The sequence below is a fragment of the Hymenobacter sp. BT491 genome, assembly GCF_014349165.1.
GTDB lineage: Bacteria > Bacteroidota > Bacteroidia > Cytophagales > Hymenobacteraceae > Hymenobacter > Hymenobacter jejuensis.
This window is the reverse complement of sequence record NZ_JACSJJ010000001.1, coordinates 807,092-825,436: the sequence shown is the minus strand read 5'-3', so window position 1 is coordinate 825,436 and position 18,345 is coordinate 807,092. Positions and strand designations below refer to the sequence as shown.

The 18,345-nt window shown below is 58.8% G+C and carries 16 protein-coding genes; 14 read left to right on the top strand and 2 right to left on the bottom strand.

The window, feature by feature from the left end; all coding sequences use genetic code 11:
- The first annotated feature begins 49 nt into the window (after window positions 1-49).
- The 4 genes from H9I52_RS03530 (at window position 50) to H9I52_RS03515 (ending at window position 4,562) form a co-directional block, all read left to right on the top strand.
- Window positions 50-1,372, top strand: coding sequence for a sugar porter family MFS transporter (locus H9I52_RS03530; protein ID WP_187452678.1), 1,323 nt, complete (start codon window positions 50-52; stop codon window positions 1,370-1,372).
- Window positions 1,373-1,436: 64 nt separating this feature from the next.
- Window positions 1,437-2,330 carry a carbohydrate kinase family protein gene (locus tag H9I52_RS03525; RefSeq protein WP_187452677.1) on the top strand — a complete coding sequence of 298 codons (894 nt, stop codon included), beginning with the start codon at window positions 1,437-1,439 and terminating at the stop codon, window positions 2,328-2,330.
- A 34-nt stretch (window positions 2,331-2,364) separates the two neighbouring features.
- Entirely contained in the window at window positions 2,365-3,894 is a 1,530-nt protein-coding gene (locus tag H9I52_RS03520; RefSeq protein ID WP_187452676.1) for a glycoside hydrolase family 32 protein, read from the top strand.
- A gap of 356 nt (window positions 3,895-4,250) precedes the next feature.
- Entirely contained in the window at window positions 4,251-4,562 is a 312-nt protein-coding gene (locus H9I52_RS03515; RefSeq protein WP_139514029.1) for a circadian clock KaiB family protein, read from the top strand.
- 36 nt (window positions 4,563-4,598) lie between these two features.
- Here the strand turns inward: H9I52_RS03515 and H9I52_RS03510 are convergent, their stop codons facing one another.
- Window positions 4,599-5,165: a hypothetical protein gene (locus H9I52_RS03510; protein ID WP_222940395.1), complete on the bottom strand. Its 567-nt coding sequence runs from the start codon at window positions 5,163-5,165 to the stop codon at window positions 4,599-4,601.
- A 264-nt stretch (window positions 5,166-5,429) separates the two neighbouring features.
- On the opposite strand from H9I52_RS03510, the gene H9I52_RS03505 reads away from it, so the two are divergent.
- The 6 genes from H9I52_RS03505 to H9I52_RS03480 all read left to right on the top strand — a co-directional run bounded on the left by H9I52_RS03505 (window position 5,430) and on the right by H9I52_RS03480 (window position 10,305).
- Window positions 5,430-6,194, top strand: a complete 765-nt coding sequence (locus tag H9I52_RS03505) for an SDR family NAD(P)-dependent oxidoreductase (RefSeq protein ID WP_187452674.1) — start codon at window positions 5,430-5,432, stop codon at window positions 6,192-6,194.
- A gap of 53 nt (window positions 6,195-6,247) precedes the next feature.
- Complete coding sequence (locus tag H9I52_RS03500; RefSeq protein WP_139514032.1) at window positions 6,248-7,105, top strand: fumarylacetoacetate hydrolase family protein; 858 nt, start codon at window positions 6,248-6,250, stop codon at window positions 7,103-7,105.
- Window positions 7,092-7,922, top strand: a complete 831-nt coding sequence (locus H9I52_RS03495; protein WP_187452673.1) for an amidohydrolase family protein — start codon at window positions 7,092-7,094, stop codon at window positions 7,920-7,922. Before H9I52_RS03500 ends, H9I52_RS03495 begins: the two co-directional genes overlap by 14 nt.
- 11 nt (window positions 7,923-7,933) lie before the next feature.
- Window positions 7,934-8,722 (top strand): SDR family oxidoreductase, encoded by a 789-nt coding sequence (locus tag H9I52_RS03490; RefSeq protein ID WP_187452672.1) that lies wholly within the window; start codon window positions 7,934-7,936, stop codon window positions 8,720-8,722.
- Window positions 8,723-8,738: 16 nt separating this feature from the next.
- Window positions 8,739-9,755: a zinc-binding alcohol dehydrogenase family protein gene (locus tag H9I52_RS03485; protein WP_187452671.1), complete on the top strand. Its 1,017-nt coding sequence runs from the start codon at window positions 8,739-8,741 to the stop codon at window positions 9,753-9,755.
- An 85-nt stretch (window positions 9,756-9,840) separates the two neighbouring features.
- Window positions 9,841-10,305, top strand: a complete 465-nt coding sequence (locus tag H9I52_RS03480; protein ID WP_187452670.1) for a hypothetical protein — start codon at window positions 9,841-9,843, stop codon at window positions 10,303-10,305.
- Window positions 10,306-10,471: 166 nt separating this feature from the next.
- Here H9I52_RS03480 and H9I52_RS03475 read toward each other — a convergent pair whose 3' ends face one another.
- Window positions 10,472-10,999 (bottom strand): YybH family protein, encoded by a 528-nt coding sequence (locus tag H9I52_RS03475; RefSeq protein WP_187452669.1) that lies wholly within the window; start codon window positions 10,997-10,999, stop codon window positions 10,472-10,474.
- 283 nt (window positions 11,000-11,282) lie between these two features.
- On the opposite strand from H9I52_RS03475, the gene H9I52_RS03470 reads away from it, so the two are divergent.
- The 4 genes from H9I52_RS03470 (at window position 11,283) to H9I52_RS03455 (ending at window position 18,300) form a co-directional block, all read left to right on the top strand.
- Window positions 11,283-11,888, top strand: coding sequence for an RNA polymerase sigma factor (locus tag H9I52_RS03470; RefSeq protein ID WP_187452668.1), 606 nt, complete (start codon window positions 11,283-11,285; stop codon window positions 11,886-11,888).
- A 182-nt stretch (window positions 11,889-12,070) separates the two neighbouring features.
- On the top strand, window positions 12,071-13,180 hold the full coding sequence (locus H9I52_RS03465; protein WP_187452667.1) for a FecR family protein: 1,110 nt from the start codon (window positions 12,071-12,073) through the stop codon (window positions 13,178-13,180).
- A gap of 149 nt (window positions 13,181-13,329) precedes the next feature.
- Window positions 13,330-16,776, top strand: a complete 3,447-nt coding sequence (locus tag H9I52_RS03460) for a TonB-dependent receptor (protein WP_187452666.1) — start codon at window positions 13,330-13,332, stop codon at window positions 16,774-16,776.
- A gap of 21 nt (window positions 16,777-16,797) precedes the next feature.
- Window positions 16,798-18,300 carry a RagB/SusD family nutrient uptake outer membrane protein gene (locus H9I52_RS03455; RefSeq protein ID WP_187452665.1) on the top strand — a complete coding sequence of 501 codons (1,503 nt, stop codon included), beginning with the start codon at window positions 16,798-16,800 and terminating at the stop codon, window positions 18,298-18,300.
- Window positions 18,301-18,345 lie beyond the last annotated feature (45 nt).

Below are 18,345 nucleotides of genomic sequence, written 5' to 3'. Positions count from 1 at the left end.
CTCCCGAGAGCAGTCCAAAACGCGGGCCTTATTCCTACTTTCTATTCAGATGAAAAATCGCAACGTCTTTTTCTGGTCTATCGTCGTCGCGCTGGGCGGCTTCCTGTTCGGGTTCGACACGGCCGTAATTTCCGGTGCCGAAAAAGCCATTCAGCAGGTGTGGCACCTCAACGCGTTTGAGCACGGCTTCACCATCGCCATCGCCCTGATTGGCACGGTGTTCGGTGCCATTTTCGGTGGCATTCCTTCCGACAAGCTCGGCCGCCGCAAGACGCTGATCTGGATTGCCGTGCTCTACTTCATATCGGCGCTGGGCGCGGCGCTCACCCCGCTGTGGGTGCCGTTCATGATCTTCCGTTTTCTGGGCGGGCTGGGCGTAGGGGCGTCATCGGTGACGGCACCGCTCTACATCTCCGAGATTTCGCCGCCCAAATCGCGCGGACGGATGGTGGCCTTGTTTCAGTTTAACATTGTGTTCGGCATCCTGACCGCTTACCTCTCCAACTACCTGCTGGCCGGCATCGGCGACCAAGATTGGCGCTGGATGCTAGGCATTCAGGCGGTGCCGGCCACGGCGTTTCTGCTGCTGTTGTTCCGCGTGCCCGAAAGCCCGCGCTGGCTGCTGGGGCAAGGCCGCGTCGAGGAAGGCCGCCAAGTGCTGCGCCTGATCGACCCCGAAACCGCCGAGCAGGACGTAACCTCCATCCTGACGACCAACGCCGCCGACGAATCCCTGAGCGTTTCGCTGTTTGCGCGGGCCTACCGCGAGCCGGTGATGCTGGCGATGCTGTTTGCTTTTTTCAACCAAGTATCGGGCATCAACGCCATCATCTACTACGCCCCGCGCATCTTCGAAATGACGGGGTTGGGCAAAGGCTCGGCGCTGTTGTCGTCGGCGGGCATTGGGTTGGTAAACTTCGCGTTTACACTGCTGGCCATGAATTTCATCGATCGCTTTGGGCGCCGCAAGCTCATGCTCATCGGCTCGGTGGGCCTGATCGTGACGCTGGGTTTGGTGGCGCGCGCCTTCTACACCGAGCAGTTTGGCGGCGTGCTGGTGCCGGTGCTGCTGTTTGTGTACATCGCTTTTTTCGCTTTTTCGCAGGGCGCAGTTATCTGGGTGTTCATCTCCGAGATTTTCCCGAACACCGTGCGGGCCAAAGGCCAGGCGCTGGGCAGTTCGACGCACTGGGTGATGGCGGCGCTCATCGCCTTCACGTTCCCGTATTTCGCTGAGCACCTGGGTGGTGGACATACGTTCGCGTTTTTCTGCGGCATGATGGTGTTGCAACTGCTGTTTGTGTGGCGCTTCATGCCCGAAACCAAAGGCACCAGCCTGGAGCAACTCGAAAAGACTTTGGTGATACACTAAAAATCAACCAGAACGTCATGCTTCGGCTGCGCTCGGCATGACGTTCTTTTAAGCCTTATATCCGATGCCTAACAACACTATTGTCTGTTTCGGCGAAACGCTCTGGGACGTGCTACCCTCGGGCAAGCAGCCGGGCGGCGCGCCCTTCAACGTGGCCGTACACTTGCACCAGCTCGGCCAGCCGGTGGAGCTCATCAGCCGCGTCGGCGACGACGATTTGGGCACCGAGCTGCTTGCTTTTCTGGAAGAGCGCGGCGTACCGACCACCTACGTACAGCGCGGCCACACCCACCTGACCGGCGTGGTGAAGGCCAACGTGGGCGACCGTAACGAAGTGGTTTACAAGATTGTGCAGCCCGTTGCCTGGGACTACATTCAGTACGAAGACCGCCTGCGCGACTTGGTTGCCGAAGCCGACATGTTTGTGTTTGGCAGCCTAGCGGCCCGCACACCAGCCACCCGCGAAACCCTGTACCGGCTGCTGCAAAATGCCCGTTTTAAGGTGTTCGACGTGAACATGCGCCCGCCCCACTACACCCGCGAAGTGGTAAGCTACCTGCTGGAACACGCCGATCTGGTGAAGATGAACCACCACGAACTGGCCGAGATTATGGGCTGGTTTGGCAAAGACGCCGACGAAGAAACGGCCCTGGCGTGGCTGGCCGAGCGCTTCGGGCTGCAAGGCGTGTGCGTGACCAAAGGCGCCGACGGCGCCATTATGTGGAAGGGCGGCAAGCTCTACCGCAGCGAAGGCATCTCGGTGCAAGTACAGGACACCATCGGCAGCGGCGATGCTTTTCTGGCCGCCCTGCTCACCTGCTGGCAAGCCGGCAAAGACCCAGAAGAATGCCTGCGCCGCGCTTGTGCAACAGGCTCATTAGTAGCTACTTATCAAGGGGCCACTCCTCTAATTACTGAAAGCCAAGTTGCCAAATTTATGGCAGCTCATGCCGTATAGCTCCTTGTCTCTCCCGCTACAAATTCCTTTCCATATGAAAAAAGCGCTTCTCCTGGCCCTGCCCTTTCTCGGCCTGGCTCGGTTCGGTACTGCCCAAACTACGCCCGCACCCACTCCTGCTCCTACTCCGCAATACCGGCCGGCTTATCACTTTAGCCCCGCTGCGCACTGGATGAACGACCCCAACGGCATGGTGTTCTACCAGGGCACCTACCACCTGTTTTTCCAGTACTACCCCGAAGCCATGGTGTGGGGCCCGATGCACTGGGGCCACGCCACCAGCCCCGACATGGTAACCTGGAAAGAGCAACCCATTGCGCTTTACCCTGATAGTCTGGGCTATATCTTCTCCGGCAGCGCCGTGGTCGATGCCAACAACACCTCGGGATTTGGCAAAAACGGGCAAGTGCCGCTGGTGGCCATTTTTACCCACCACAACCCCAAGGAGGAGAAAAAAGGCACCAACAAGCACCAAAACCAGAGCCTGGCCTACAGCCTCGATGCGGGCAAAACCTGGACGAAATACGATAAGAATCCCGTATTGAAAAACCCTGGTATTCAGGACTTTCGCGACCCCAAAGTGAGGTGGTACGAGGCGGGCAAAAAGTGGGTGATGACGCTGGCCACCAAAGACCGCATCACCTTCTACTCGTCGCCTAACCTGAAGGACTGGAGCAAGGAAAGCGAATTCGGGCAAAAACTCGGTGCCCACGGCGGCGTCTGGGAATGCCCGGACCTGTTCCCGCTGACGCTGAACGGCAAAACCCATTGGGTGCTGATCGTGAACCTGAACCCCGGCGGCCCCAACGGCGGCTCCGGCACGCAGTATTTTGTGGGCAACTTCGACGGCAAAACCTTCACGCCTGCCTCAACCGACACGAAATGGGCCGATTACGGCCCCGACGACTACGCCGGCGTGACGTGGTCGAACACCGGCAACCGCCGTCTTTTCTTGGGCTGGATGAGCAACTGGGAATACGCCAACCAAGTGCCCACCTCGCCTTGGCGCAACGCCACCACGGCGCCGCGTGAGCTGGCGCTGCAACAGGTAGGCTCGCAGATGTACCTGACCTCGCAGCCGGTGAAAGAACTAGCCAAAATCACCCAGCCGGGCACTACGCTCAAGAACATTACGGTTCCGAAGGAGTACGACCTCTCCGCGAAAGTCAAAAATGCGGGCGACAAGTTTCAGCTGAAGCTCAGCGCGGCCCAGCTGGCTACTTACTCGCTGGTGCTCTCCAACAGCAAAGGCGAGGAGCTGGTGATCGGCTACGATAAAAAAGCCAATCAGTATTACATCGACCGCACGAAGGCGGGCTTATCGGGCTTCAGCAGCAAATTTGCCGGACGGCACACGGCCCCGCGGCTGGCTACCACGCCTCAAACAAACCTAACGCTGCTTTTCGACGCCAGCTCAGTAGAGCTTTTCGCCGACCAGGGCCTGACGGTTATGAGCGAGCTTTTCTTTCCCACGCAAATACTTGATAAAATGACACTTAGGTCAGAAGGTAATTTTGCCGTGCGCGAGCTAAGTTACGCTAACCTGGCCGCCGAGGTGAAGTAGCGCGGAAAACAACTAGCGCAGTTTCCAAGTCCGAAGATGGAGCGTAGAGACGCGACACTTCGCGTCTCGTCGTTGTTTATCAGGGATGATTTAATCGTTCAGCATCAGCAACGTAGAGACGCGAAGTGTCGCGTTTCTACACCGCGAAGACCGCTCCTCGCGCTTTCTGCCCAACGCCACTTGGTACCTGATGATGCATTCTCAGGTAGCGAGTGGCGTTGGGCTTTTGTTGTGGCTACCATAGGCAAATCCCTGTCGTGCAACCCGGCAATGGGTTGTATGTACAGAAAAATCTGCCTGAGGCTAGCCGGTCGTTGCGCAGGCGCGTATAACTTCCCTCAATCCTATTTTTGCCTATGGCCGAAGCTGCCACGCCCCTCGAAGAGGATCTGTCGTTTGTACCTGAGTACGATCTGCAACTGTACATTGCCGGCTCGTCGCCGACATCTATGCGGGCCCTCGACAACCTTCGGGCTATTTGTGCGCAGTATTTGTCGGGCCGCCACCAGCTGGCCGTCGTGGACCTGCATCAGCACCCCGAACGCGCCAGCGAGGACGAAGTTCTTGGTGTGCCGATGCTGCTCAAGAAACGCCCCGGCTTGGTCCGCCGGCTGGTCGGCGACCTCTCCAACCGCGATCGCGTGCTCAAAGCCTTGGGCTTGCTGTAAAGCTGGCCAAACCGCCGGAGCAGGGATTTCGCTACGCTAGAAATTGGGATTGTGGATCACGCCCACTGTGGTGTCGAATTCCACGGCTTGCCCACTCGGGATGACGTGGTGCAGGTAGATGCCCCGCACTTTCACCGTTCGCAACTTGCCTTGGCTATTGGTATACTGAAAATCCCGCTTCAGTTCATGGCCGTTGTCGTGGGGCGTTTTCAGCAGGTTTTTTAGGTACTTCTTGAAATTGGTGTCGTCTTGGGTTGAGAAGCGGATGAAAAATTCCGGTTGCCCATCCGGCACCCCTGGCCCATCCTGCACAAAAGCCACTTGGGCGTTGTGCCAGCGGGCGGTGGTAGCTTTTTCGAGCGTCGAGCCGGCTGGTTCGTAGGTTGGGGTTTCGCCCGTTGCCGACGCGTAAAGTGTCACCATGTCCTCCCAGTTCTTCTTGGGAATGAGCACTATCGTATCCGCCGCGGCAGCGCTGAGGGTGGCTTGCGCCGGGGGCGTCTGGGCCTGAATCGAATTGCTGGCCGTCAGCAGGCCCAACCAAACAACGTACAGCAGGGCGCCACCTGCTGTAAGCACGCCAAGCGTTTTTGTCATTTTCATAGAAGCAGGAAGGGCTGCGCAAGACATGAGTGCGCTTCGATATGATAAATGTAACAAAAAATATAATTTTAAAAAGCAGGGCTTGAATTTACTGCCGAGTTGCTTTTCAACAACCCATGGCCAGCTTTCGCCCCGAAAAGCGTCGTGGAAGCTGACCGAAATACTGTGCTGTTTTGTGCGCGGTTTGTGCTTTCTTGGGGCATCAATGTTGCCATCAAAAATTTCAGCCTCAGGAAGATACGGCTGGTTGCAGCCCAATGGCCTATGTTTGATTTAACAGGGAAACAGACCGTCGTGACGGGTGGCGGAAGCGGCATCGGCAAAGCCATTTCGGTGCTTTTTGCGCGGCAGGGCGCCGAAGTGCACATCCTCGAACTCAACTTGGGAGCCGGGCAGCACACGGCCGAAGAAATACGCCACGCCGGCGGCCAAGCCCACGTGCATGCTGCCGACGTTAGCCAGCAGGCGCAGGTGGTAGCCGTTTTTCAGCAGATCGGCCGCGTCGATATTTTGGTCAACAACGCCGGCATCGCGCACATCGGCAATGTAGAAAACACCACCGAAACCGACTTTGAGCGCGTGTTTCAGGTAAACGTGAAGGGCGCTTACAACTGCCTGTTTGCCGCCGTGCCGCAGATGAAAGCGCAAGGCGGTGGCGTCATCGTAAACATGGCGTCCATTGCCGCGCAAGTTGGCCTCACCGACCGATTTGCGTATTCCACGAGCAAAGGGGCCATTTTTGCCATGACGCTCTCGGTGGCCCGCGACTACCTGGCCGCTGGCATTCGCTGCAACAGCATCTCGCCGGCCCGCGTGCACACGCCCTTCGTCGACGGGTTTATTGCCCAAAACTACGCCGGTCACGAAGACGAAATCTTCGCCAAACTCTCACGCAGTCAGCCTATTGGCCGCATGGGCCAGCCCGACGAAATTGCCGCCCTGGCCCTTTACCTCTGCTCCGACGAAGCCAGTTTCGTCACCGGTTGCGACTACCCGATTGATGGCGGATTTATAAAGTTAAATAGTTGACTATCAAATATTTATGCAAATAAGTAATACCCTCCCTAAAGCCTTTCCCGAACATGAAACTCATCCGCTACGGCCAGCCCGGCCACGAGAAGCCCGGCATAATTCTCCACGACCAGCCCTACGACGTTTCCGCTTTCGGGCAGGACTACCACGAAGAATTCTTTGCCACCGATGGCCTGCGGCGCTTGGCGGAATTTGTGCAAGCCCATGAAAATCAGCTCCTACCGATTGCGGCCGGCGAGCGCCTTGGCCCGCCCGTGGCGCGTCCGTCGAAGCTGCTGTGCATTGGCCTAAACTACGCCGACCACGCCCGCGAAACCGGCGCCACGCCCCCACCCGAGCCGGTGCTGTTTATGAAAGCCACCACCTCGTACGTCGGGCCCAACGACGACATTATCATCCCGAAAAACTCCACCAAAACCGATTGGGAAGTGGAGCTGGCTGTGGTCATTGGAAAGCGAGCATCGTACGTAGAAGAAACTGAAGCTGAGCAATATATCGCGGGGTATGTGCTGCACAACGACGTATCGGAGCGCGAGTTTCAGCTGGAGCGCAGCGGCACCTGGGACAAGGGCAAAGGCTGCGACACCTTCGCGCCGGTGGGCCCGTTTATGGCCACACCCGATGAGATCGGCGACGTGAATAACCTGCGGCTGTGGCTGTCGGTGAACGGGCAGATGGTACAGGACGGCACCACGGCCAATCTTATTTTCAAAATCCCGTTTCTGATCAGCTACCTCAGCCAGTTTATGACCTTGCTGCCCGGCGACATCATCTCGACCGGCACCCCGGCGGGCGTTGGGCTGGGCATGAAGCCGCCCGTGTACCTCAAGCCCGGCGACGTGGTGGAGTTGGGCATCGACGGCCTCGGCACCTCGCGCCAAGTGCTGAAAGCGTATGCTAAAAATTGACGCTCACCAGCATTTCTGGCAGTTTGACGCCGCCCGCGACACCTGGATAACGGCCGACATGGCGCCTATCCGACGCGATTTTCTGCCCACCGAGCTGCAACCGATTTTGCAGCAGCATGGCTTCGACGGGTGCGTTGCGGTGCAGGCTAGCCAGTCGGAGCGGGAAACGGCTTGGCTGCTGGAGCTGGCTGACGCCCACGATTTTATCAAGGGCGTTGTGGGCTGGGTTGATTTGCAGGCTGACACCATTGAAACACAACTAGCTCATTATAAACAATTTACACCGCTAAAGGGCTTCCGACACGTACTGCAAAGCGAAGCCGATCGGGCGCTGATGCTGCGGCCGGAATTTCGGCGCGGCATTGCGGCGCTGGCTCGGCACGGCTTCACCTACGACCTATTGATTTTGCCCGACCAACTAGGCTACGCGGCCGAACTGGCGCAGGTCTTTCCGGCGCAGCCGTTTGTGCTCGATCACTTGGCCAAACCACACATCAAAGCCGGGGAAATTGAGCCCTGGCGGCGTGATCTGAAAGCCTTGGCGGCGCACGAAAACGTGCAATGCAAAATCTCCGGCCTGGTCACGGAGTCCGACTGGCACCGCTGGCAACCGGCTGATTTTCGGCCGTACCTGGACGCGGCTTTCGAGGCTTTCGGTGCCCAACGGCTGCTGTTTGGCTCCGACTGGCCGGTATGCAACGTGGCCGGCGGCTACGACCGAGTGCAGGCGCTCGCAGCCGATTATTTGGCTGCTTTTTCAGTTGAGGAACAGGCGCAGTTCTGGGGCGGCAACGCGGCCGCTTTCTACCGTTTATAACCCATCCCACCATGGATTTACAGCTTCAGGACAAGGTTATTCTCGTTACGGGCGGGGCGCAAGGCATTGGCGAAGGCATTGCGCACGTGCTGGCGGGCGAAAAGGCCATTCCGGTTATCGTGGGGCGCAGCGAGGCCGACAACCGCGCCACCGTAGCTGCCCTTGAGGCCGCCGGCGGCCGGGCCGGACAGGTAGTTGCCGAACTGACGCAGCCCGACGAATGCGCCAAAGCCGTGCGCGACGTGGTGGCCCAATTTGGCCGCCTCGACGGGCTGGTAAACAACGCAGGCGTGAACGACGGCGTTGGCCTGGAAAACGGTGATTATCAGAAATTTATGCTTAGCCTGCATCGCAACGTGGTACATTACTACTTGATGGCTCACCACGCGCTGCCCGAGCTGAAGAAATCGAAGGGGGCGATCGTCAACATCACGTCCAAAACGGCCGAAACCGGGCAAGGCAATACTTCCGCCTACGCGGCGGCCAACGGCGGGCGCAACGCTCTCACGCGCGAGTGGGCCGTGGAATTGCTCAAATACGGCATCCGGGTGAACGCCGTGGCGGTGGCCGAATGCTGGACGCCCGCCTATCAAACTTGGCTTCAGACCCTGCCCAATCCTGAAGCCAAGCTGCGCGAAATCACCAGCCGAATCCCGTTGGGAAACCGCATGACTACAGCCGAGGAAATTGCCAACACCACGGCCTTTCTGCTTTCCGGCCGCAGCAGCCACACCACCGGCCAGATCATCCACGTCGATGGCGGCTACGTGCACCTCGATCGGGCCTTGGCCAACGCTTAACGCTATCTACTTCATTATGAATACGTTAGTTTGCATCGAGCCTGGTCATTTTGCCTACGAGCAGCGCCCTGCCCCAGCCGTACCCGCAGGATATGCGCTGGTGCGGATTCGCCGGGTCGGCATCTGCGGCACCGATTTGCACGCGTACGAGGGCAAACAGCCGTTTTTCAACTACCCGCGGGTGCTGGGGCATGAACTGGCCGGCGAGTTAGTTGACACGGGAGGCGCACCTGGCTTCGAACGGGGCGAGGCCGTCACGTTTATTCCGTATTTCGGCTGCGGTACCTGCATTGCGTGCCGCGCGGGTTTGCCCAACTGCTGCACCCACATCAAGGTGTGCGGCGTGCACATCGACGGCGGCCTGACCGAGTTGCTGGCCGTGCCAGCCACTGCTTTGGTGCACGGCCAGGGCCTGAGCTACGACGAGTTGGCGCTCATCGAGCCGCTAGCGATTGGCGCGCACGGCGTGAGCCGGGCGGCGGTGCGGCCCGGCGAGTTTGTGCTGGTGGTGGGTGCCGGTCCCATCGGGCTGGGCGTGATGGAATTTGCGCGCATCGCCGGGGGCCGCGTCATTGCCCTCGATCTCAATGCGCAGCGACTCGCTTTTTGCCGCGAAAAAGTAGGCGTCGAATACACCGTAGAGGCGCAAGCGCCCAATGTTATGGAGCAGTTGCACGGCATCACCGGCGGCGATATGCCGACCGTCGTGATCGATGCGACGGGCAGCCAAAAGGCTATCGAGAGTGCGTTTCAGTACCTGGCGCACGGCGGACGCTACGTGCTGGTGGGCTTGCAGAAAGGCGAGATCAGCTTTTCGCACCCCGAGTTTCACAAGCGCGAGGCCACGCTTCTGAGCAGCCGCAACGCCACCCGTGCCGATTTTGAGCACGTCATTGCGTCCATGCAAGCCGGGCACGTCGACCCCACTACGTACATCACCCACCGGGTTCCGTTCGGGCAGGTACAGGCCGAGTTTGCCAGCTGGCTGGATCCCAAAACGGGTGTCATCAAGGCGATGGTGGAAATGCCTTGATTTGGCGGGGTAGCCGCGTGGGTTTGGTAGTCCAGACCCTTTGCTCCTACCTTGGTTGGCGTACGACATTTTCAAGCTACCCTGCATGCCCGCCAGTTTCCAGGATTTTCCCAGCGACAACGTCCCTCCTACGGAAGCCAACCACCTGGCTGCTGAGCCCGAAAATTCCATTCTCCCAAAGCCCGTTAGCCACCACAGCCGCCGCGAGCGGCTGAGCGGGGCCGCCGTCGCGACGGCCAGCAAGCTGCTGCCGTTGGTCAAGCTGCTCGACGCCATTCAGCCGCACGTGGCCCACGAATCGGTGTTTCGTACCCGCCGCAAGAAGATTCAGGCACACTTGGCGCTGGTGTACACGGAACTGCACTCCGAACGGCCAAAACGCGAGGCGCTAACCCACGCCTTCCAAACGCTGGCCGACTTGGTGCGCGAAGAAAGCCGCGACATCAGTAAAGACGAACTAAAACAAGCCGCCAAGGAAGTAGTGCTGGCCACACTCAAAAACGCGCCCGCGCTGATCAATGCTGCACACCAAGCCCGACTGCTTTCCTGAGCCGGGCGTTGGTCGTCATGAGTAGATCTATCTGTATTCGAGCGTGTTAAGATGAAACTCTGCCAGCAACACTCTCAGCAGACTAATTCAAGCGGCTGATGCTGGCTGTATTATAACAGGTTGAAACTCAGCCGCTGGAATCGGACGGATCGAATGCCTGCTTGGGCTAAGATTGTTTGTGGCGAGCGGCAACTACCTCGCGCGACGATTTGCCTTTCGTGGGGCGCGACACCAGGGTTTGAGACAGGTACCAGTTGCCGTCGTCCCGTTTGTGCCACACCGTGGCAAAGCGTATCAGGCCGTGGTAGCGGTGGCCGCCGACGTAGGCATCAAGAGGCTGATCGAAAAAGGCCGTGGCCAACGCGGGAGTAGCTTGGCTGTGATAATTGGCTACGGAGCCGAAGTGCAACGAGTCGACGGTAGCAAAATCGGCCTGCATCTGTTGCAGGATCGCGGCTTGTCCTACGTTCACCTCCGCCGAATCCGTGCCGTAGACCACGCTACCGTCTGGGTCGGTGAGGCCCACAAAGCCAGAGCCGTCTTTGTGGCTGTAGGCCTTGGCCAGCTGCGCGACGCGCTCCCGTACGGCGTGGTCCGTTTCGAGGGTTGAAGCGGTAGCAGCTTGGTGGTCGGATTGCTGGCAAGCGGCCGTGGCCAACAAGGCCAACAGCAGGAGTTGGAAAGGTGATTTCATTCCAGATTGAAAAAGGTGTGTAGGGAAAAGAGAGTGATACAAGATGCTGGCATCCTACGTTATTTCATAATTGCTCTGGAAATAATTTTATCCGCTAAATTTCCTTAGCAGCGAGGTTCTGCACGATCGTAACGCAGGGCAGCCAAAATCAATCTGTTTGCAACTCCTTCTCTTGTAAGGGGTTGATCTGCATACTTTTTACCGAAAAGTCTAGACTATTCGGGCCGTTCTGGTAGCTTTATAGACCGGGCTATCCGGGAAGTGTACTTTGCCTCTCCCCCGCATGTACGTCCCCACCCCTTCCTACAGCGAACAACGGTACAGCGACGATTTGGCGCTGTGGCAAGCCTTCCGGGCCGGGCAGCGGGAGGCGCTAGGAGAGCTGTTTGATCGCTACGCGCAGCCGCTTTTTGCCTACGGCCATCACCTAATCGACGACGCCGAAGCAGTGAAAGACGGCATTCAGACGGTGTTTGTGCACCTGTGGTCGTGGCGGGAAAGCTTAGGCGAAGTAGTAGCCGTGAAGTTCTATTTGTATCGCTGCCTGCGGCGGGAGTTGCTCAAAACCGCTTCGGCACCCCGGCCGCACCTGGCCTGGCCGCCGCCCGACGACAACGAGCAATCGGCTGAGCAGCGCCTCGTACGCGCCGAAGACGAGCTGCGCCTCTCCGTCAGGCTGCGCTTGTCGATGGATCAGCTTTCCAGCCGCGAGAAAGAAATCATCAACCTGAAGTATTTCAGCGATTTCAAGATCCGGGAAATCGCCAATCTGCTCCAACTCAACGAGCAAACCGTCGCCAATCAGCTCTACCGCGCCCTCCAAAAGCTGCGCAAAGCGTTTGTGCCCTGCCTGGCGGGTCTGCTGTTGCTGGCTTTGCACCGAATGTAAATCGGTGAAAAATATCAAATATTCTTATTTTATAACTATTTGATTGTCAAATATTTATGCAACATGATCTTAGCAGAACGTGTGAATAGATAAAGGGAAAGGTGCCGGAGCGCAAAAAAATTCGGCGCGGGCGTGGTAGTAAAAGCAGGCCGCGGACTCTGAATAGAGAGCAGCCTCTTCCCATGCACGACTACCTTCACTTTTCCGCCGAGGATTTTGCCCAGGATGACTTCTTTGTCCGGTGGGTTCTGAGGCCTGATGCCGACACCGAAACGGTGTGGCAGGACTGGCTGGCCACGTTTCCGTTTCGGCGCGACGAGGTGGAGCTGGCCCGCCATCTGGTGCTGGCCTTGCATCAGGTAGCGCAGCCGCGGCTCACGGTCAGCGAAAAAGGAGTGCTCAAACAACGCATTTTCGAGCACCTGGACGCCCAGGAAGCCCCGGCGCCGGCTGCCAGTCAGCCCCGACAAGTTCGTTGGTACTGGGCGGCGGCCGCGGCGGTGCTGTTGCTGCTGGTAGGCGGCTGGCAATTTTGGCAAACGCTTCGGACAGCCCCCGATCCGGCGTACCAAGAGCTGCTGGTGCAGGCCCAAGCCACTGATTTGCTGAAGGAAATTGTGAATACCGCCCAGTCAACTCGCCTGGTGGTGTTGCCCGACGGCAGCTCGGTGTTGCTGCGTCCGCACAGCCGCTTGGCGTTTCCGGCGCAGTTTACGGGGCCTAACCGCAACGTGTACCTCAACGGCACGGCTTTTTTTGAAGTGGCCAAAAATCCGAGCCGGCCCTTCTTCGTCAATACGTCTCACCTCGTAACCAAAGTCTTGGGCACCAGCTTCGAAGTGCAGGCCCCGCCTGACGCCCCCCGCGTGATGGTAACCGTGAAAACAGGTCGCGTATCGGTGTATCCGCAGGGCGGCACGGAGGCCCAGACCCAGCGCCGCACCCGCAAGCTAGAGGGCTTTGTGCTGCTGCCTAACCAGCAGGCCACCTATCGCCTCACCGACCAAAAGCTGTTGCGCACGCTGGTGCCGCAGCCAACCCTACAGGCCAGCGCTGGCCAGGCCGCCTTCGAATATACTGAAGCGCCTCTGCGTCAGGTATTTGCCCAATTGGAAAAAGCCTACGGCGTGCACATCGTCTACGACGAAGCGGTGCTGGGAAACTGTCCGCTCACGGCCTCGCTCACCGACGAGCCGCTGTTTGCCAAACTCAACCTGATCTGTAAAGCCGTGCGCGCCAACTACGAAGTGCTTGATGCACAAATAGTTGTAACGGGCCGCGGCTGCCAATAAACCGCCTATTTTCTTCTCTATTATGACCTAACCTGCAATCGTTTTCTGCCGCAAAAATGGTTGGTGAAGCTTGCTACTCCACCGGCCTGGGTTCGGCGCACCGGGCAACCGGCCACGCCTGTTTTATTCAACTAAAACTCCCCAACAGTATGCTGAAAATCTTACCCACCCGGGCGCAGCTAGCGCGACTCACGCGGTTGCTCGGGCTCACTGCACTACTGGTTATGACCGGCGTGCGTGGGGCGGCCGCTGCCCCAGCCGGGCCCACCCACGATGTACTGACGCGGCGCATCAGCCTGAAAATCGACAACCAGGAACTCAAAACCGCGTTGCGGCTCATCGGCCAACAGGCCGAGGTTAAATTTGTGTACAGCTCGCAGCTGATCGACACGCGGCAAAAAGTAACGCTACAAGTGCGCGAGCAGCGCCTCGACGAAGTGCTCAACCGGCTGCTAACGCCGCTAGACTTAGTTTTTGAAGTGCTTCAGGATCAAGTAGTTATTAGCCGCGCCGAAACAACGGGCGCCGCGGCGCCGGCGCTGCTGCCGAAGCCCCAGCCGAGCCCGCCTCCCGCCGACGTAACCGTGTCGGGGCGCGTGACGCAGGCCAACGGCGAAGGGCTGCCAGGCGTCACGGTGCTGGTAAAAGGCACCACCAACGGCACCACCACCGATACCGGCGGCAACTTCACCCTGAACCTGCCCGACGCCAACGCCACGCTGGTGATTTCGGCCATTGGGTTTGTGACGCAAGAAGTTAGCCTGCAAGGCCGCACGCAGCTCAACGTGGCGCTCCAAACCGACGTGAAAGCGCTGGAAGGTGTGGTGGTGATTGGTTATCAGACCCAGAAAAAGTCGGATTTGACGGGCTCGGTGGCGCAGATTAGCCAAGGCGATATTGCAAGCATTCCGGTGACCGGCGTTTCCCAGATTATGCAGGGCAAAGCCGCCGGGGTAGCCATCACGCAGGCGACTGGCGCGCCCGGCGAAAACATCGCCGTCCGGATTCGTGGGGTGGGCACCATCAACGACAACAACCCGCTGTATATCATTGACGGTGTGCCGACTAAGGACGGCATCAACCAGATTTCGCCTAATGATATTGAGAGCATCAACATCCTGAAAGACGCCTCTTCGGCTGCCATCTACGGGGCGCGGGCTTCGAACGGGGTGGTGATTGTGACCACCAAACACGGCAAAACGGGCAAGCCCCGGTTGAGCGTGAGCGCTTACACCGGGGTGCAAACGGCATCCAACCTCATCAAAATGGCCAACACCAGCCAGTACGTGGCGGCCTACAACATCGCGGCCCAAAACGACGGCCGCGACCAGATTCCGGCCACGCTGGCCGCCACGCTGCCCAACGTAAACTGGCTGAAGGAGGTGCTCAAGCCGGCCCAGCAGCACAACGTGCAAATGGACGTGAGCGGCGGGGGCGAAAACTCCCAGTACATCGTGTCGGGCAGCTATTTGAAGCAGGATGGCCTGATTAAGAACTCATCGTACGATCGCTACAACCTGCGCACGGCCCTGAACAGCACCTTGTCGAAATACGTGAAGGTGGGCACCAACCTCAACTTGTCGTATTCCAAAACCCGGCAGGTAGGCACCTCTGGCGATGGCTTCGGCGACGGCAACCCCGGCGCCAGCATTGTGCGCTACGCCTTGTTTCGCACGCCGGCCACGCCGGTTTACAACGAGCAGGGGCAGTTCGTGGACTTGCCGATGGCGGACGGCAAAGTCGCTTCGGCCTTTTTCGGCGATGGCATCAACCCCGTGGCCCTGGCCGACGCCGCCAACCGCAACTTTTACCGCTATTCGGCGCTGGGCAATGCCTACGTGGAGGTCAGCCCCGTGGAGCGCCTGCACATCCGGTCGGATTATGGCATCACGTTCCAAATCACTGACTACAAGCAGTTTTTCAAGACGTTTGGCATTGACCGGTCCTTCAACTCGCCGCCGCAGCTGGCGCAGTCGAACACCAACGAGTTCAACTACAACTGGACCAACACGGCCGTATATGACCTGCCGTTGGGCAAAAGCACCTTCAATTTCTTAGTTGGGTCGGAAGCCATCAAAAACAACGTAAGAGCCATTTCGGCCTCGCGCCGGGGCTACGTCGATCAGTCGCCGACGTTTCAGTACCTCGACAGCGGCACGGGCATTCAGCAAAACGGCGGTGGCGAGGCGCATTCGTCGCTGCTGTCGGGCTTTGGCCGTGTGGCCTACGACTACGACAGCAAGTACTTGGCTAGCTTCAACTTCCGGCGCGACGGCTCCTCGCAGCTTTCGCCCGGCCTGCGGGCCCAGAACTTCTATTCGGGCTCGGTAGGCTGGAACTTGGCGCAGGAGCAGTTTATGCAGGGTATCAGCGCGGTGTCGCTGCTCAAGCTGCGGGCCAGCATCGGGCAATTGGGCAACTCAGCCATTGGCAACTACCCCTACGCCTCGCTGGTAGGCGGCGGCTTTTACTATCCGTTTGGCGGCGTTTCGACCCAGGGCCTGAGCATCGTGACCAAGGGCAACCCCAACGTGCGCTGGGAAACCAGCACCCAAACCAACGTGGGCGTGGACCTGGGTCTGCTGAAAGGCGCCTTGCAGTTCACAGCCGATTATTTCATCAAGAATACGTCGGATGTGCTGCTATTTTTGCCGCAGCCCAGCAGCGCCGGCAACGGCGGCAACCCCGCCGTAAACGCCGGCAAAATCCGCAACAACGGCCTGGAACTGGAGCTGCTCTACCGCAGCGCCATCGGCAAGGATTGGAGCTACAACCTGACCGGCAACTTCGCCACGCTGCACAACGAGGTTATTTCGCTGGGCACGGCCCCACCCATCGTGGGCGGGCGCATCGACAACAACTATTACGCGACTCTCACGGCCGTGGGGCATCCGATTGGGGCCTTTTACCTGTTGCAGAAAGAAGGCATTTTCCAGAACGCCCAGGAGGTTTTCACCCACGCCTACCAAGGGCCGGGCGTGAAGCCCGGCGACGTGAAATACAAGGACATCAGCGGGCCTGATGGCGTGCCGGACGGTGTGATTGACGGCTACGACCGCACGTTTGTGGGCAGCCCGATTCCGAAGTTTACGTACGGCCTCACGGGCAACGTGCGCTACAAAAACATCGACCTAAGTGCCTTTTTCCAAGGCATTTACGGCAACAAGCTCTACAACCAGGTCAATACCGACATCGAAGGCTTTTACCGCGCTTTCAACATCACGGAGCGCGTGGCCACGCACTACTGGACGGCCGAAGGCAGCACCAACGAGTTTCCGCGCCTGTCGTGGACTGGTGCTTCCAACAACAAGATGCCCTCCGACCGCTTTCTCGAAGACGGCTCGTACCTGCGGCTGAAAAACCTACAACTGGGCTACACCTTCGGCGACAAAATCTTGGCGCCGGTGCGCGTGTCGTCGGTGCGCCTGTACGCCAGCGTGCAGAACCTGCTGACGTTTACCAAATACACCGGCCTCGACCCCGAACAGGGCACCAACAGCAACTCCCTCGGCGACGGTGTGCGGGCTACGGGCATCGACTTCGGGACATATCCTTCGGCGCGCACCTTTACAGTGGGCATCAATGCCAGCTTCTAAATATTTGATAATCAAATGGTTATGAAAACAAAACCTTTTGCCATCAGCTTATTGGGAGCGTTGCTGCTGACGGTGGTCGGCTGCAAGGATTTTCTGGATCAGCCGGTGCTGGGGCAGTACGAAGCCGGGCAGTTCTTTACTTCCGACACGAACGCCCTGCTGGCCGTCAACAGCGCGTACGTGCCGCTTTCGTTTCGCGATGCGGCTTCCAACGCCATTTGGGTGCTGGGCGATGTGGCCTCCGACGACGCCGTGAAAGGCAGCAATCCCGGCGACCAGGCCGATTTTGAAAACATCGACAACTTCAACATCGCCCCCATCAACGCGGCCGTGGAAGCCCAATGGAAACGCGACTACGACGGCATTTTCAAGTGCAACGTGGTCATCGACGGGCTGCCCGACGCCAATGCCAGCGTGAGCGCCGACGTGAAGAAGCAGGCCGTGGGACAGGCTAAGTTTCTGCGCGCGTACTACTACTTGCAGCTCACGTCGCTCTACGGCGATATTCCGCTGCGCGTGAAAGTCGAAACGCCCGAAGAGCTACAAAGCCCGGCCGTGCCGCAAGCCCAGATTTACGCCCAGATCGAGGCCGACTGCCAAGCCGCCGCCGACGCGCTGCCCACCACGTGGCCCGCCTCAGATGCCGGCCGGGCTACAAAGGGTGCGGCGCTGGCTTTGCTGGCCAAAACGTATTTGTATGAGAAAAAATGGGCTTTAGCGGCCCAAACTGCGCAGGCCGTAGGAGCGTTGGGCTACAGTTTGTTACCGGTATTTGCCGATAATTTTCGGGCGGCCACCAAGAACAACAAGGAGGCGATTTTCTCGGTGCAGCACACCAGCGGCCTGAGCCCCAACCAGGGCAATAACCTCAACCAGTGGTTTGCCCCGCGCCCGCAAAACGGCTACGGCTTTTTCTTCCCGACGCAAAAGCTCGTCGACAACTTCGAGCGCACTGCTGCCGGGGTGGTCGATCCGCGGCTCGACTACACGCTGGGGCGGGCGGGGCAGTCGTTTTTCGGCGTTCCATTTGACACTACCTGGACGACAACCGGCTACGTGTCGAAAAAGCATTTGCAGCCGCTCACCGAAATTCCGGCTACCATCAAAGGCGACGGCAACCTCAACTACGAAGCCATCCGGTACGCTGAAGTGCTTCTGATTCAGGCCGAAGGCTTCAACGAAGCCGGTAACAGCGCGGCGGCGCTCGCGGCCCTGAACCAAGTGCGCAAACGGGCCCGCGAAAGCTATCTCTTCGATACCACGCTGCCGAATGCGGGCAAGGTGCCAACGGGCCTGCTGCCCGACATCACGACCACCGACCAAAGCCTGCTGCGCGACCTTATCCGGAGGGAGCGGCGCTCCGAGCTGGCGCTGGAGTTTCAGCGGTTTTTCGATGTCATCCGCTACGGCGAGGCCTACGCCCGCCAGGCCCTGAGCGATCGACCCAACTTCAACTACGCCAAAAACAAGTTTTTCCCCATTCCGCAGAGCGAGCGGGATACCAACAAAAAGTTGGGCTTATAGCCGCACACGCATTCTTTCTTTTCAATTCCCACCTTTTTTCCAATC

Excerpts from the sequence above, each read along its gene's own strand:
- H9I52_RS03480 (WP_187452670.1), top strand. The coding sequence starts at position 9,841 with ATGCCCGCCAGTTTCCAGGATTTTCCCAGCGACAACGTCCCTCCTACG.
- H9I52_RS03510 (WP_222940395.1), bottom strand. The coding sequence starts at position 5,165 with ATGAAAATGACAAAAACGCTTGGCGTGCTTACAGCAGGTGGCGCCCTG.
- H9I52_RS03505 (WP_187452674.1), top strand. The coding sequence starts at position 5,430 with ATGTTTGATTTAACAGGGAAACAGACCGTCGTGACGGGTGGCGGAAGC.
- H9I52_RS03530 (WP_187452678.1), top strand. The coding sequence starts at position 50 with ATGAAAAATCGCAACGTCTTTTTCTGGTCTATCGTCGTCGCGCTGGGC.
- H9I52_RS03455 (WP_187452665.1), top strand. The coding sequence starts at position 16,798 with ATGAAAACAAAACCTTTTGCCATCAGCTTATTGGGAGCGTTGCTGCTG.
- H9I52_RS03485 (WP_187452671.1), top strand. The coding sequence starts at position 8,739 with ATGAATACGTTAGTTTGCATCGAGCCTGGTCATTTTGCCTACGAGCAG.
- H9I52_RS03475 (WP_187452669.1), bottom strand. The coding sequence starts at position 10,999 with ATGAAATCACCTTTCCAACTCCTGCTGTTGGCCTTGTTGGCCACGGCC.
- H9I52_RS03470 (WP_187452668.1), top strand. The coding sequence starts at position 11,283 with ATGTACGTCCCCACCCCTTCCTACAGCGAACAACGGTACAGCGACGAT.
- H9I52_RS03500 (WP_139514032.1), top strand. The coding sequence starts at position 6,248 with ATGAAACTCATCCGCTACGGCCAGCCCGGCCACGAGAAGCCCGGCATA.
- H9I52_RS03490 (WP_187452672.1), top strand. The coding sequence starts at position 7,934 with ATGGATTTACAGCTTCAGGACAAGGTTATTCTCGTTACGGGCGGGGCG.
- H9I52_RS03520 (WP_187452676.1), top strand. The coding sequence starts at position 2,365 with ATGAAAAAAGCGCTTCTCCTGGCCCTGCCCTTTCTCGGCCTGGCTCGG.
- H9I52_RS03465 (WP_187452667.1), top strand. The coding sequence starts at position 12,071 with ATGCACGACTACCTTCACTTTTCCGCCGAGGATTTTGCCCAGGATGAC.
- H9I52_RS03495 (WP_187452673.1), top strand. The coding sequence starts at position 7,092 with ATGCTAAAAATTGACGCTCACCAGCATTTCTGGCAGTTTGACGCCGCC.
- H9I52_RS03515 (WP_139514029.1), top strand. The coding sequence starts at position 4,251 with ATGGCCGAAGCTGCCACGCCCCTCGAAGAGGATCTGTCGTTTGTACCT.
- H9I52_RS03525 (WP_187452677.1), top strand. The coding sequence starts at position 1,437 with ATGCCTAACAACACTATTGTCTGTTTCGGCGAAACGCTCTGGGACGTG.
- H9I52_RS03460 (WP_187452666.1), top strand. The coding sequence starts at position 13,330 with ATGCTGAAAATCTTACCCACCCGGGCGCAGCTAGCGCGACTCACGCGG.